The organism is Kitasatospora sp. RG8 (genome assembly GCF_017813315.1).
GTDB lineage: Bacteria > Actinomycetota > Actinomycetes > Streptomycetales > Streptomycetaceae > Kitasatospora.
In genome coordinates, this window is sequence record NZ_JAGIYX010000018.1 from 42,139 (window position 1) to 55,362 (window position 13,224).

The following is a 13,224-nucleotide window of genomic DNA, read 5'->3' on the forward strand; positions in this document are numbered from 1 at the left end:
CCGGCCGACGACCACCGGCGTGTGCCGGCCACCCCGGCAGCACGGGAAGATCACATGGACTACTGCGCACCCTGCCGCCGCCACCTGAACGGCGCCCTCGCCTGTCCCGGTTGCGGCACCCCCGCGGGCGCCGGGGACACACCGACCGGCGTCCCGGACACCCCGGTCGCACCGCGTCCGGCGCTCGCCGAGCCGTCGCCCCCGTTCTCCGGGCGGCCGGCCGGACGGTCCGCCCAGCGGCGCACCGCGCGTCGGTCCGGCCGGCGTCCTGGCGTGCTCGTGCTGTCGGTCGTGGGCCTGGCCGTCGCGGGCCTCGGCGTGGCGGCCCTGGCCGCGAACGGCGAGGAGACCCCGCCGCCGGCCCCGGGCGCGGGCCGGCCGGCCACGGCGGAGCCGCAGAGCGGAGCGTCCCAGGCCCCCACCACGCCCCCGGCCGCACCGGCCGCGACCAGCACCCGGGCCGTGCCGACCGCCACACGCACCAGCTCCCGCCCGGCCGGGCCCACCACGACCACGGCCTCCGCACCGGCGGCCTCCGCCTCCGCCTCCGCCAAAGCCGGCGCGCCGCCGGCCCCGGCGACCACCGGCGCCGCGGAACCGGCGCCCGCCCCGCCGGCCCAGCCGGTGCCGAGCACGGCCCCGACGACCACCCCGCGGCCCTCGGCCACCAGCACACCGAAGCCCACGCCGACCTGCACGCCGTTCCTGTTCTGGTGCACGTAGCAGTCCGGCGTACGTGGGGTCCGGCGTACGTGGGGTCCGGCGTACGTGGGGTCCGGCGTACGTGGGGTCCGGCGTACGTGGGGTCCGGTGCACGTGGGGTCCAGCGCACGTGGGGTTCGCCGAGCACCCCTCGCGGGCCGGTTGCCACCGCGCCGGGAGTACGCCGGGAGGACCCGCCTAGAGGGCGACCAGCAGCCCCTCGTCTGCGGTGACGATCTCGCCGGTGAAGGTGCTCCCGGCCTCCGAGGCCGAGCGCGCGCGGTCGCTGCCGGGCCAGAAGTGCGTGAGCAGCAGCCGCCGGGCGCCGGCCCGGGCCGCCCAGGTGCCGGCCGTCGCGGCGCTCATCAGACAGGGGTCGTCGTTCCCGGGCCCGGTGCCCTGGAGGGTGGCGCCGGCGATGAACAGGTCCGCGTCCGCCGCCAGCCGGGCGAGCGCCTCGTCCGGGCCGGCGTCGCCGCTGTAGGCGAGCGTCAGGCCGGGGGCGGCCAACCGGACGCCGGCGTGCGGGACGTGGTGCGGCAGCAGGGCCGCATCGAGGGCGAACGGTCCCACGCGGTGGTTCCCCGGGAGCTCGTGCACGTCGAAGACCTCGTGCAGGTCCTCGGTCGGCTCCATCGCCTGGACCCGCCCGACGACCCCGGGCGGGCAGTACAACGGCACGCGGGGACCGCGCGGCTGCGCGAAGTAGCGGGCGCGGCAGAGGGCGCTGAGGTCGGCGCAGTGGTCGGGGTGTTCATGGGTGACGACCACCGCGTCGACGTCCCCGGCGGGCGCGTGCTCCAGCAGCCGGGGGAGCGTCGCGTAGCCGAGGTCCAGCACGACGCGGAACCCGTCGTACTCCAGCAGGAAGCCGCTGGCACCCCGCCCGGCCTCCGGCCAGGCCCCGCACGTACCCAGCACCGTCAGTCTGCGCATCAGGCGATGTTCTCACGCCGCGGGGCGGGCCCGGGAGGGTCAGGCGCCGAAGTTCAGCGCGTAGAGCGAGCGCACCGGACCGGCCGTGACGAAGTCCATCGGGACGGTGCCCAGCACCGGCCGGGCGGACCGGTCGAGCGCTGCGAGGTAGCCGCTCAGCTTGGGCGCGATGGCGTCGGCGGCCTGGCGCGGCCAGAGGCCCCAGCCGGTGCAGGAGGTGAAGGTGAGGAAGAGCCGCTGCGGGTCGGTGGCGGTGCGGGCGGCGTCCAGGTGGGCGGAAACCTCCGGCCACTTCCGGGAGTTGAGGTCGAAGATGGTGCCGATCTCGTAGTCGTCCTCGATGTCGGTGTGCGGGCCGCCCCAACGGAGGCCGGGCAGGCCTGAGTTGTCGGCTATCAGGACGATCCGGCCGCGCACCTCGCCCAGGCGCGGGATCCCGTCCTCGGTCCGGACCAGGCCCGGCCAGCGGCGCAGGTAGTCGGCGAAGAGGGCGCCGAACTCGGCGTCGGAGACGGTGGAGTACTCCTGCTTGACCCGCATCACCAGGGTCTCGCCGGGGTGTGCGGCGAGGAAGGCCTGGCACTGGTTGAGGACGTCGCCGAAGAAGATCTTCTGGAAGACCGGCCCGTGGTGGATCGCGAAGACGCCGTCGATGGCACGGCACCGGATGTCGAGGAAGCGGACGCCCATCGCCAACTGGTCGGGCAGCGAGAGCGTCTGAGTCTGCGCCAGTCCTCCTCCGTGGAGCGAGCAGGAGTCGTGCGTGCCGGGGAGGGTGAGTCGCGCGAGGGAGGTCTGCGGGTCGACGGCGCCCATCCAGTCCGATCCGGCCGGGACGGTGGCCGCCGAGGCGTGCGGCATGCCCGTGCCCAGCCCGGCGGCGGCGAGGGCGCCGAGCAGGGCGGTGCGGCCGAGGGTGCGCCTGCTCATCGGCGTACGGGTGTTCAGGGACATGGATCGGTACCCCCGTTGGGTGTGAAGAGTGGGACGGGACGAGCTTATGACATGCCCATTGTTGGGATGCCGGCCCGCTCTGCCCAGGGGTGCGGTCAGCAGGACCGCGTGTGAGGTGCGGGGCTCACCAGGCCGCCTCGCGGTAGTCCTTGAGGAAGACGCCCGACACCGGTGCGCCGGCCTCGCCGCGGACGATCGGGTCGTAGACGCGGGCGGCGCCGTCGACGATGTCGAGCGGGGTCCGGAAGCCGTCGGCGCAGAGGCGGGCCTTCTTGGGGGCCGGGTTCTCGTCGGTGATCCAGCCGGTGTCGACGGCGCACATGTGGACGTCCTGGAGGGCGAGTTCATCGGCGCTGGTGCGGGTGAGCATGTTGAGGGCTGCCTTGGCCATGTTGGTGTGCGGGTGACCGGCGGTCTTGTTGCGGACGGCGAACCGGCCCTCCACCGCGGTGACGTTGACGATGTAGCGGCGGGGGTTGGGGGAGGCCAGCAGCAGCGGGAGCAGCCGGTCGCAGAGCAGCGCAGGGGCGAGGGCGTTGACGAGCTGGGTCTCCAGCACCTCGCCGGGGTCGAGCCGGCCGAGCCGGACGGACCAGGAGTTGGCGGGGGCGAGGTCGGGCAGCAGCCCGGCCTCGTCGGCGGTGTCGGGCAACACCTCGGCCGTCAACGCGGCGGGTGAGGCGTCGAGTTCGGCGGCCGGCCAGGCCGGGGCGAGGGCCGGCATCGGCCGGAACCCGGGTGCGTGCGTCACCGCGGCGGCCGAGGCGGCCGGCAGGGCGGACTGCTCGCCGGCGGCCAGCAGCGCGTACGACCCGGGCGGGCGGCGCAGGGTCTGCGCGGCGTTGTTGACCAGGATGTCCAACGGGCGCCCGTCGGCACGGAGGTGATCGGTGAGACCGAGCACCTGGCGCGGGTCGCGCAGGTCGATGCCGACCACCGTGAGGCGGCTCCACCAGTCGGCGGAGCCCGGTGCGGCACGGAACCGGCGGACGGTGTCGTGCGGGAACCGGCTGGTGACGATCAGTTCGGCGCCGTCGCGCAGCATCATCAGGGCGAGCTGGAAGCCGATCTTGACCCGGCCGCCGGTGAGCAGCGCACGGCGTCCGCGCAGGTCGGTGGTGAGGGCGCGGCGGGCGGTGTTGTCGGCGGCGCAGACCGGGCAGAGCGAGTGGTAGAAGGCGTCCACCTGGCGGTAGGGCTGCTTGCAGACGTAGCACCGGCGGCCGAGTAGGAGTTCGCCGAGCGGGGCGCCGGTCGGACGCCCGGCCAGCGGCGCGTCCTCGCGCCGGTCGCGGGCCCCGGTCGCGGTGGCGGCGATCAGCTCGGCGTCGGTCTTCCGGGCCTCGTCCTTGGCGCTCTGGCGGCGGCGCTTGCGGCTCTCGCGGACGAAGGACTCCAACTGCCGTTCGGCGTGCCGCCGGACGCGGTCGCCGGCGGGGAGGGCGCGCAGGCGTCCGAGCGTGCGGCTGAAGGCGGCCAGTTCCTCGGCGGTGACCACGTCGGCCGATGGGTTCCCGTCGCTCCGGAGCGCCATGTCCGTCCCCCTGTGCTGTGCTGTGCTGTGCCGTGGTGGCTCGGTGGCCCCGTCGGACTCGAACCGGCTGTACGCCCGAGCGGGGCGGGGCGCCTGCCGATGTGCGACGCCCGGGCAGTGGGGAGGACTGTACCGGCCGCGCCCCAGGAGTGTGATCACATTATTCGTAGGATGAGGGCCTTGATCGCGGAGTGATGTGCCGCGACCAGAGCGGGGAACAGGGAGAGCACGATGGTGAGCCTCAGTGCGGTGGCCGGAATCGCGGCGGTGGAGCTGGGGATGGTGCTGATCCCGGGTCCGAACATGATCTACCTGGTCTCCCGCTCGGTCACCCAGGGCCGCCGGGCCGGGCTCATCTCGTTGGCGGGCGTCCTCGTCGGCTTCCTGGCCTACCTGTTCGCGGCGACGGCCGGCATCGCGACGGTGTTCGCACTGGTGCCGGAGATCTACCTGACGATGAAGTTCGCCGGCGCCGGCTACCTGCTCTGGCTGGCGTGGAAGGCCGTCCGCCCGGGCGGCAGTTCGGCCTTCGCGCCGCAGGAGCTGGCCGCCGACCGGCCGGGCCGGCTCTTCGGCATGGGTCTGCTGACCTGCCTGCTGAACCCCAAGATCGCGATCCTCTACGTCTCGCTGCTGCCGCAGTTCGTCCAGCCCGAGCGCGGCCACGTCGCCGTCCAGAGCCTGCTGCTGGGCCTGACGCAGATCGCGGTCGGCATCGCCGGCAACGCGGTGTTCGTGCTGACGGCCGGTTCGGTGTCCTCGTTCTTCGCCCGCCGTCCGCTCTGGCAGCGGGTGCACCGCTACCTGATGGGCACCGCGATGGCCGGCTTCGCGCTGCGGCTCGCGGCCGACCGCTCGCGGGTGGTGCTGGCGACCCCCTGACCCTTCGACGGGCGGGGGCCGCCGGCACCGCGGCTCAGCCGCCGTACTGGGCGAAGATCTTCGCGAACTCGTACGGCTGCTGCGGGATGTTGGTGCACTTGAACAGCGCCCCGGTGCAGGCGTTGGCGTCCCGGGTGGCGTCCCAGAAGGCCAGCTCGCCGAGGTGGTGCTGCTTGGCGAAGGCGACCAGCTGCTGGGCGTCCGCCTGGTTGTAGACCTGGTGGTCGTCGTTCTCGCCGATCATCGGCGTGACGCCGACCATGGCCCAGAGCTGCGCGTCGCCCTTCGCCGGGTAGAGCGTCTTGAGCTGGCCGTACAGCGACTGCGCCGCCTGGACCGCCGCGTCGCCGTAGTCGGCGCCGCTGCGGTAGTAGTCCATCGCCATGATGTTCACCAGGTCGACGGCCACGCCGGCGTCCCGGGCGGACTTCACGATCGCGACGCCCTCGCTGGTCAGGCCCTCGGGCAGCACCGGCAGCGTGAACGAGACCTTCAGGCCCGGGTTGGCCTTCTGCAGCTTGGCGAGCGCGGCCGAGCGGCGGTCGTTGGCGGCGGTGTCCGCGATCGCCGCGCCCTCGATGTCGAAGTCGACGTAGCGCAGGTTGTACGCCTTGACCACGGCGTCGTACTCGGCGAACAGCGAGTCCACCGTGGTGCAGGCGGCGGCGAGTTCGGTGCCGCTGGCACCGCCGAAGGAGACCTTGACGTCGCCGCCGGCCGCCCGCAGTGCGTCCACCTGGTCCTTGGCCCAACCGGTGCGCGGGTCGTAGGCGTTGAACCAGCTGGCCTTGCAGCCGACGCCGGTGACGAAGCCCATGGTGAAGGACTTCAGGTCGCCGGCCGTGGCCATCGCGGGCAGGGACGGCGTGGGCCACGCGCCCATGTCGATGTACGGGGCCACCGGGACGGCGACGTTCGGCGGCGGCGTGGTGGGCGTCCCCGTGCCGGTGGGTGTGCCGGTGGGCGTCGGCGTGCCCGAAGTCGGCGGCGGGGTGGACGGGTTGCCGCCGGGACCGGTGAGCGTGACGTCGTCGGCCAGGTAGGCGCCCTGCCCGTACCAGCCGTGCAGGTAGACGGTGACGCTGGTGGTGGCCGGTCCGGTGGTGAACGTGGTGGACAGCTGCTGCCAGGCGGCGCCGCCGGGAGTCCAGACGGCCGGGTCGGTGACACCGCTGCCGGTGGCGCCGAGGTAGACGTACTGGCCCTGGACCCAGGCGCTCAGCGTGTACCTGGTGTTGGGCTGCACGGTGACGCTCTGGCCGCACTGCGCGGTGTCGCTGCTGCCGGCGGCGCCCTTCAGCGCGTAGGAGCCGCTGTGCGCACCCGAGTTGACGACCGAGCCGGTGCTGCCGGAACAGCTCCACGGGGCGGGTGAGCCGCTCTCGAAACCGGCGTTGACGAGCAGGTTGCCGTCGGCCGCGCCGGCGCTCCCGGCAAGGGTGGCGAGCCCGCCGGCGGCCAGTGCGGTGGCGGCGGCGAGGCTGAGCAGTTTGACCCGGCCCGCGGGGCGGCGGTGCCGGGCGGGGGCGCCGGCCGCGGCGGCGTCGGGCGCGGGGGTTTCGGGCGCGGGGGTGTCGTGGGGCGCGCGTGGCATGTGGGGTGCCTCTCGGGACGGCCGGCCGCCGCCTCGCGAGGGGGCGCGGGCGGGGGCGGGCGGGGGTGTGGTCCGGTGCGGGGAGGTGCGCGGTGCAGCTTCAAACTGGACTAGACCAGCTGTGCACGTCAAGCACCTACGGCACATCAGAGGGGGCTGCTGGGAAGGTTTTAGGAACGGTTTAAGGCTCCGGCTGTCGGCGTACGGGGACGGGGGAGTCCGCCCTGTGAAAAGATCCGCGCCGCGGCCGGCCGCCCCCCTACGGTGACCCGATGATCAAGGACTTGCGCATCTGTTTCATCGGGGACTCCTTCACCCAGGGCGTCGGCGACCCGGAGTTCCGGGGCTGGGTCGGCCGGGTGCTCCAGGCGACCGCGGCGGCCGCGGGGCCGCCCGAGGACCTCACGGCCTTCAACCTGGGCATCCGGCGCAACACCTCGGCCGACGTGCTGCGCCGGATCTGGCCGGAGGTCGACGCGCGGACCCTGCCCGGGGCGGACAACCGGCTGGTGGTCTCGGTCGGCGCCAACGACACCACCCTGGAGGACGGCCGGCCGCGGGTGGCGCCGGAGCGCTGCCTGGAGAACCTGGCCGCACTGCTGGACGGCGCCCGCGAGCGCGGCCTCGGCGTCCTGGTGGTCGGGCCGCCCCCGGTGGTCGGCTGGGGCGCCGAGCACCTGGGCCGGCTGCTGACCCTGGCCGAGAGGACGGCTGTGCTCTGTGCCGCACGCGGCGTGCCGTTCGTCGACGTGACGGCCGCGGTCGCCGCGGATCCGGTCTGGGCCGCCGAGGCCGGCGGTGGCGACGGCGCCCACCCGGGGGCGGGCGGCTACCGGTTCCTCGCCGACCTCGTGCTGGCCGGCGGCTGGTGGGAGTGGCTCGCCGGGGAGGCGGCTTGACCTAGAGCGCACTCCAAGAGAGAGGGTGAAGCCGTTGATCCGCGACATGAAGGAGCACCGGAAGATGCGTACCTCCACACTTGGTCAGCAGGGTCCCGAGGTCGGTGTGGTCGGTCTCGGCTGCATGGGCATGACCTGGGCCTACGGCCTGCAGGACCGCGACGACGAGACCTCGGTGCGGGTGATCCGGGAGGCGCTGGACCTCGGCGTCACCCTGATCGACACAGCCGACGTCTACGGCCCGTACAGCAACGAGGAGGTGGTCGGCGCCGCGCTGGCCGGCCCGTACCGGGAGCGCGCGGTGCTGGCCACCAAGGTCGGCCTGGTGGCCGGCACCGGCGACAAGCGGGTGGAGAACAACGGCCGTCCCGAGCACGTGCGGCGCTCGATCGACGAGAGCCTGCGTCGCCTCGGCACCGACCACGTCGACCTCTACCAGCTGCACCGGGTGGACCCGCAGGTGCCGATCGAGGAGACCTGGGGTGCGCTCGCCGAGGTCGTCGCGGCCGGGAAGGCGCGCCTGATCGGGCTCTCCGAGGTGGGCGTCGAGGAGATCAAGCGGGCGCAGGCGGTGCACCCGGTGGCGTCGGTGCAGTCCGAACTGTCGCTCTGGACACGGGACGCGCTGGCCGAGGTGGTGCCGTACACCGAGGCGGAGGGCATCGCCTTCATCCCGTTCTCGCCGCTCGGCCGCGGCTTCCTCACCGGCAGCATCTCCTCCGCCGACCAGCTGGCGGCGGACGACTTCCGCCGCTCGCTGCCGCGGTTCCAGGAGGACGCGCTGGCGGCCAACCTGGCCCTGGTGGAGAAGGTGAAGGAGGTCGCCGCGCGGGTCGGTGCGACGCCGGCGCAGGTGGCGCTGGCCTGGGTGCTGGCGCAGGGCCGCTACGTCCTGCCGATCCCGGGCACGAAGACGCCGAAGTACCTGGTGGACAACGCGGGCGCGGCCGACGTGGTGCTCCCGGCGGCGGACCTCGCCGAGCTGGACGCCCTCCAGGCCCCGACCGGCGGGCGGTACTGAGCGCCCGGTACCGAGTGCGCCGGTCGTGCCGCGCGGAAGCGGCGGGCCGGGACGGCGGGTCGGGGCTCCGGGCCGTGGTGCCGGGCGGCCCCGGGGCGGGCCGTCGCAACGACCGGCGGCCCGCCCCGGCTCACCGCTCCTTGACCCAGACCAGTTGCCGCCCGGTCTCGCCCGGTGCCCGGACCGCCGCGTCGTCGATCCGGGCGAGCCGGTAGCCGAGCTTGCGCGGCACGGCGGCGCTGGCCGCGTTGGCCTGGTCGCAGTGGATCTCCACCCGCCCGACGCCGGGCAGGGCGAGCGCGGCCCCGGTGAGCGCCTCGGCGGCGGCGGTGGCGATGCCCCGGCCGACGTGCTCCGCGTCCACCCAGTAGCCGATCTCCAGCGCGCCCGGGCCGATCCGGCCGTGCAGGCCGAACGAGCCGATCACGCTGCCGGGCCGGGCGTCCAGGCCGACCAGGTAGATGTAGTCGGTGCCGGCGTCCCAGGCCGCGACCCCTGCTCTGGTGACCTCGACGGTCTGGGCGGGGCTGGGCGCCTCGGCCGCCCACTCCAGCCAGGGCCGCAGGTGCTCCAGGTTGGCGCGGACGGCGGCGTTGAGCGCGGCCGCGTGGTCGGTCGAGCGGCGGTGCAGCGAGACGCCGCCGGCCAGCCGCAGCAGTTCCGGCGGCCGGCCGGGGGAGACCTCACAGGACCGGGGCATGACAGGACTCATGACCGCGATTATGACCATGGTCCAGACCTGCCACCACCGGGAACGCGCCGGGACGGGGCGCAGCCCGGGGGCGCGTCAGAGGCGCACCAGGACGTCGTCGAGCTCCTTGCGCCGAAGGTCGGGGACGCGCGCGCCGTCCGCGGGGTAGCCCACCGGGATCACGTACGCGGCCCGTTCCTCGGACGGCCGTTCGCACACCTCGTTGAGGAACCTCATCGGGCTCGGGGTGTGGGTGAGCGTGGCCAGCCCGGCCTGGTGCAGGGTGGCGAGCAGCAGGCCGACCGCGATGCCGACCGACTCCTTGGTGTAGTAGGGGCGCGGTGAGTGCGGGCCCTTGTGCACCTCGAACACCACGATCACGGCGGGCGCGTCCTCCAGGAAGGGCTTGCGCCAGTCGGTGCCGATCGGGGCCAGCGCGGCCAGCCACTCCTCGGAGGCCCGGTGTGCGTAGAACTCGCGTTCCTCCGCCTCGGCGGCCTCGCGCAGGGCCCGCTTGCGCTCCGGGTCGGTGATCACCACGAACCGCCACGGCTGGACGTGCGCGCCGCTGGGTGCGGTGTTCGCGGTGCGGACCGCCCACTCGACCACGCCGTCCGGGATCGGGCGGGTCGAGTAGTCGCGGACGGTCCGTCGCCGTGCCATCACGTCGTGGAAGGAACGGCTGCGCGCCTCCGCCTCGTGGGCGGGCACGGTCATCGGGGTCAGCGGGACGGTGGGGTGGGGCGTCCCGGCCGCGGTGTCGTCAACTGCACTGTCAACCATGGCCGACAGCACAGCACATGGCGGGCGGCCGGGGAAGAGGTAAGGTCCAGACCACTTCCCCGGCCGGTCCGGAAACGCCGGGCCCGCGCCGGAAACGCCGGGCCCGTGCCGGAAACGCCGGGCCGGCACCGGAAACGCCCGCGCCGGAAACGCCGGGCCCGTCCGGGCTCAGCTCTCGTGGACGCGCCCGTCCCTGACCTCGATCCGCCGGTTCACCGCCACCGTGTCCAGCATCCGCCGGTCGTGCGTGACCAGCAGCAGCGTGCCGGTGTACGAGGCGAGCGCGGACTCCAGCTGCTCGATGGCGGGCAGGTCCAGGTGGTTGGTGGGCTCGTCCAGCACCAGCAGGTTGACCCCGCGGGCCTGGAGCAGCGCCAGCGCCGCCCGGGTGCGCTCGCCGGGGGAGAGGGTGTCGGCCGCGCGCAGCACGTGGGCCGCCTTCAGGCCGAACTTGGCCAGCAGCGTGCGCACCTCCTCCGGCGTGAGCTCCGGTACGGCGGCGGCGAACGCCTCCGCCAGCGGTTCGCCGCCGAGGAACAGCCCGCGTGCCTGGTCCACCTCGCCGACCACCACGCCCGAGCCCAGCACGGCGCTGCCGCCGTCGAGCTCGAGCCGGCCGAGCAGCGCGGCCAGCAGGGTCGACTTGCCCGCGCCGTTGGCGCCGGTGATGGCGACCCGGTCGGCCCAGTCGATCTGCAGGTCCACCGGGCCGAGGGCGAAGCCGCCGCGGCGGGCGGTCGCCGCACGCAGGGTGGCGACCACCGAGCCGGAGCGCGGTGCGGTGGCGATCTCCATCCGCAGCTCCCACTCCTTGCGCGGTTCGTCGACCACGTCGAGGCGCTCGATCATCCGCTGGGTCTGCCGGGCCTTGGCGGCCTGCTTCTCGGTGGACTCGGAGCGCATGTTGCGCCCGATCTTGTCGTTGTCGCCGGCCTTGCGGCGCGCGTTGCGCACGCCGTTCTCCATCCAGCCGCGCTGCATCCGCGCCCGGGCCTCCAGGCCCGCCTTGGTGTCGGCGTACTCCTCGTACTCCTCGCGGGCGTGCCGGCGGGCCGTCGCGCGCTCCTCCAGGTAGGCCTCGTAGCCGCCGCCGTACAGGTTGACCTGCTGCTGGGCGAGGTCCAGCTCCAGCACCTTGGTGACGGTGCGGGCCAGGAACTCGCGGTCGTGGCTGATCAGCACGGTGCCCGCGCGCAGGCCCTTCACGAAGGACTCCAGCCGCTCCAGGCCGTCCAGGTCGAGGTCGTTGGTGGGCTCGTCGAGGAGGAAGACGTCGTAGCGGGAGAGCAGCAGCGAGGCCAGGCCGGCCCGGGCGGCCTGGCCGCCGGAGAGCGCCGTCATCGGCAGGTCGAGCGAGACCTTGAGCCCGAGCGAGTCGGCGACCTCCTCGGCCCGCTCCTCCAGGTCGGCGCCGCCCAGGTCCAGCCAGCGGTCCAGGCTGGTCGCGTACGCGTCGTCGGCGCCGGGGCGGCTCTCGACCAGGCCCTCGGTGGCCTCGTCCAGCGCGGCCTGCGCCGCCGCGACGCCCGTGCGCCGGGCCAGGAAGTCCCGGACCGACTCGCCCTCCCGCCGCTCCGGTTCCTGCGGCAGGTGGCCGACGTTGGCGGACGCCGGGCTGAGCCGCAGCGACCCGCCCTCGGGGGTGTCCAGCCCGGCCAGCAGCCGCAGCAGCGTCGACTTGCCGGCGCCGTTCACGCCGACCAGCCCGATCACGTCCCCGGGGGCGACGACCAGGTCCAGGCCGGAGAAGAGGGTGCGGTCGCCGTGGCCGGCGCTGAGGTCCTTGACTACGAGTGTGGCGCTCATGATGTCCCCGATTCTAGAAGAGCCGGGGAACACGCCGGGGCCCGCGGCGGTGAGGCCGCGGGCCCCGGCGGCCCGGAACACGGGTCGTCCGGGGGCGGCGCGCGTCCGGGACGCGGGCCGCCCCCGGACGCGGACGCCTCAGGACGTGCCCGGGGTCACTTCTTCTTGGAGATGTACTCCAGCGCGTGCTGGGCGACGTCGTCCAGGTACGGGCCGGCCTCCCAGGTGTTGTCGTTGCCGCCGATGGAGGTGTCCGACACCAGGACCTGCTTGCCGTCCTTGGTGGCGAACCAGCCGCCGCCGCTGTCGCCGCCGGTGCCGTTGCAGCCGATGGTCAGCATCGCCGGGCGGCTCGGGTCGATCGTGTGGCGGACCGGCTTGGGGCTGTCGCAGTGCTCCAGCTCCATGCCGTCGAAGGGCTTGCCGGCCGGGTAGCCGTAGCTGCTGACCGCGGTGATCTGGTCGCGCGGGGCGTTGAACCAGACCGGCACCGAACCGCCGACGACCTCCTCCAGCGACTTGTTGCTGCCGTCCGGGTTGGCCACCCGGATGATGCCGAAGTCGTACTGGCTCCACGCGCCGCCGTACTCCGGGTCGGCCTCGCTCGACCAGGTCGGGGAGACGATGCCGGCGACCGCGCCCCACTCGCCGTACGGCTCGGCCTGCGCCAGCGAGCCCTGCTTGCCGCCGCTCAGCGCGCCGGTGCTGTTGAACGCCGGGGCGAAGGTGATGTTGGTGTGCGACTTGCCGCCCTTGCCGCCGTGCAGGCAGTGGCTGGCGGTCCACACCAGGTTGCTCTTGCCGGGGTTGGCCGGGTCGGAGACGACGGTGCCGGAGCAGACGTACTCCTGGTTGCCGTCCTGGAAGAACAGCTTGCCGTTCACGTGGAAGTTCTTGGCGAACGGGTGCGGGACGGGCTTCTCCTCGACCAGCTTCGGCATCGGGTCGTTGCCGCCGTCCGGCTGGGAGGTGGGCTGGCCCGAGGCCGTACCGGTCGGCTGGGCGGTGGGTGCCGTCGTCGGCTGCGGGTTCGGCTGGCCGGGCTTGGACGGCTTGGCCTTCAGGATCTTCTGGAGGTCCCAGTAGCCCTTCACGGCCGGGGTGATCACGTTCTGCTGGGCGAACTTCTCCCAGTCGTCGTACTTCCACTTCTTCAGCTCGTCGAGGCTGGGCAGCTTGATCGGCGCCGCGCCCGGCTTGTCCGTGCTGGTGGCCGCGGTGGTGGGCGCCGCGGTCTCGGCCCCGGTCGTGTCGCTGTTGTCCGGCCCGCACGCCGTCGCGACCACCATCGTCAGCGCGACCACGGAGGCGCCCAGTGCAGCACGAGTCGTCCGGGATATGTGTGACATCAGTTCAATTCCCCCTGTGGATGGACGCCGTACGTTCCGGGGACGCCCGGGCCACTCGTACGGCAGGTGAGGA

General features: G+C 73.9%; 12 protein-coding genes. 3 read left to right on the forward strand and 9 right to left on the reverse strand.

Annotated elements, in window-relative coordinates:
• Positions 1-59: 59 nt before the first annotated feature.
• The 4 genes from J5Y04_RS24860 to J5Y04_RS24875 form a co-directional block, all read right to left on the reverse strand.
• Positions 60-719, reverse strand: a complete 660-nt coding sequence (locus J5Y04_RS24860) for a hypothetical protein (protein ID WP_209414328.1) — start codon at positions 717-719, stop codon at positions 60-62.
• Between the two features lie 181 nt (positions 720-900).
• Positions 901-1,638, reverse strand: coding sequence for an MBL fold metallo-hydrolase (locus J5Y04_RS24865; protein WP_209414329.1), 738 nt, complete (start codon positions 1,636-1,638; stop codon positions 901-903).
• A 39-nt stretch (positions 1,639-1,677) separates the two neighbouring features.
• Positions 1,678-2,592 (reverse strand): phosphatidylinositol-specific phospholipase C, encoded by a 915-nt coding sequence (locus tag J5Y04_RS24870; RefSeq protein ID WP_245205376.1) that lies wholly within the window; start codon positions 2,590-2,592, stop codon positions 1,678-1,680.
• A 124-nt stretch (positions 2,593-2,716) separates the two neighbouring features.
• Positions 2,717-4,126, reverse strand: coding sequence for an SDR family NAD(P)-dependent oxidoreductase (locus J5Y04_RS24875; RefSeq protein WP_209414330.1), 1,410 nt, complete (start codon positions 4,124-4,126; stop codon positions 2,717-2,719).
• Between the two features lie 231 nt (positions 4,127-4,357).
• On the opposite strand from J5Y04_RS24875, the gene J5Y04_RS24880 reads away from it, so the two are divergent.
• On the forward strand, positions 4,358-5,008 hold the full coding sequence (locus tag J5Y04_RS24880) for a LysE family translocator (RefSeq protein ID WP_209414331.1): 651 nt from the start codon (positions 4,358-4,360) through the stop codon (positions 5,006-5,008).
• A 34-nt stretch (positions 5,009-5,042) separates the two neighbouring features.
• Here J5Y04_RS24880 and J5Y04_RS24885 read toward each other — a convergent pair whose 3' ends face one another.
• Positions 5,043-6,602: a carbohydrate binding domain-containing protein gene (locus J5Y04_RS24885; protein ID WP_209414332.1), complete on the reverse strand. Its 1,560-nt coding sequence runs from the start codon at positions 6,600-6,602 to the stop codon at positions 5,043-5,045.
• A 272-nt stretch (positions 6,603-6,874) separates the two neighbouring features.
• Here J5Y04_RS24885 and J5Y04_RS24890 point away from each other — a divergent pair, with 272 nt between their 5' ends.
• Complete coding sequence (locus tag J5Y04_RS24890; protein WP_209414333.1) at positions 6,875-7,501, forward strand: GDSL-type esterase/lipase family protein; 627 nt, start codon at positions 6,875-6,877, stop codon at positions 7,499-7,501.
• Positions 7,502-7,565: 64 nt separating this feature from the next.
• The gene (locus tag J5Y04_RS24895) at positions 7,566-8,522 is read left to right on the forward strand and encodes an aldo/keto reductase (protein ID WP_209414334.1); all 957 of its coding nucleotides are present in this window, start codon (positions 7,566-7,568) and stop codon (positions 8,520-8,522) included.
• Positions 8,523-8,652: 130 nt separating this feature from the next.
• Here J5Y04_RS24895 and J5Y04_RS24900 read toward each other — a convergent pair whose 3' ends face one another.
• The 4 genes from J5Y04_RS24900 to J5Y04_RS24915 all read right to left on the reverse strand — a co-directional run bounded on the left by J5Y04_RS24900 (position 8,653) and on the right by J5Y04_RS24915 (position 13,151).
• Positions 8,653-9,234 (reverse strand): GNAT family N-acetyltransferase, encoded by a 582-nt coding sequence (locus J5Y04_RS24900; RefSeq protein ID WP_209414335.1) that lies wholly within the window; start codon positions 9,232-9,234, stop codon positions 8,653-8,655.
• A gap of 75 nt (positions 9,235-9,309) precedes the next feature.
• Entirely contained in the window at positions 9,310-9,996 is a 687-nt protein-coding gene (locus J5Y04_RS24905; protein WP_209414336.1) for a nitroreductase family protein, read from the reverse strand.
• Positions 9,997-10,164: 168 nt separating this feature from the next.
• The gene (locus tag J5Y04_RS24910; protein WP_209414337.1) at positions 10,165-11,802 is read right to left on the reverse strand and encodes an ABC-F family ATP-binding cassette domain-containing protein; all 1,638 of its coding nucleotides are present in this window, start codon (positions 11,800-11,802) and stop codon (positions 10,165-10,167) included.
• A 155-nt stretch (positions 11,803-11,957) separates the two neighbouring features.
• A complete protein-coding gene (locus tag J5Y04_RS24915) occupies positions 11,958-13,151 on the reverse strand; it encodes a hypothetical protein (protein WP_209414338.1) in 1,194 nt (397 codons plus the stop codon).
• Positions 13,152-13,224: the final 73 nt, after the last annotated feature.

What these genes read in the sequence shown, in the direction of transcription:
- J5Y04_RS24885 (WP_209414332.1), bottom strand. Translation starts at nt 6,602, where the DNA reads ATGCCACGCGCGCCCCACGACACCCCCGCGCCCGAAACCCCCGCGCCC.
- J5Y04_RS24880 (WP_209414331.1), top strand. Translation starts at nt 4,358, where the DNA reads ATGGTGAGCCTCAGTGCGGTGGCCGGAATCGCGGCGGTGGAGCTGGGG.
- J5Y04_RS24910 (WP_209414337.1), bottom strand. Translation starts at nt 11,802, where the DNA reads ATGAGCGCCACACTCGTAGTCAAGGACCTCAGCGCCGGCCACGGCGAC.
- J5Y04_RS24875 (WP_209414330.1), bottom strand. Translation starts at nt 4,126, where the DNA reads ATGGCGCTCCGGAGCGACGGGAACCCATCGGCCGACGTGGTCACCGCC.
- J5Y04_RS24870 (WP_245205376.1), bottom strand. Translation starts at nt 2,592, where the DNA reads ATGTCCCTGAACACCCGTACGCCGATGAGCAGGCGCACCCTCGGCCGC.
- J5Y04_RS24890 (WP_209414333.1), top strand. Translation starts at nt 6,875, where the DNA reads ATGATCAAGGACTTGCGCATCTGTTTCATCGGGGACTCCTTCACCCAG.
- J5Y04_RS24905 (WP_209414336.1), bottom strand. Translation starts at nt 9,996, where the DNA reads ATGGTTGACAGTGCAGTTGACGACACCGCGGCCGGGACGCCCCACCCC.
- J5Y04_RS24895 (WP_209414334.1), top strand. Translation starts at nt 7,566, where the DNA reads ATGCGTACCTCCACACTTGGTCAGCAGGGTCCCGAGGTCGGTGTGGTC.
- J5Y04_RS24915 (WP_209414338.1), bottom strand. Translation starts at nt 13,151, where the DNA reads ATGTCACACATATCCCGGACGACTCGTGCTGCACTGGGCGCCTCCGTG.
- J5Y04_RS24900 (WP_209414335.1), bottom strand. Translation starts at nt 9,234, where the DNA reads ATGAGTCCTGTCATGCCCCGGTCCTGTGAGGTCTCCCCCGGCCGGCCG.
- J5Y04_RS24865 (WP_209414329.1), bottom strand. Translation starts at nt 1,638, where the DNA reads ATGCGCAGACTGACGGTGCTGGGTACGTGCGGGGCCTGGCCGGAGGCC.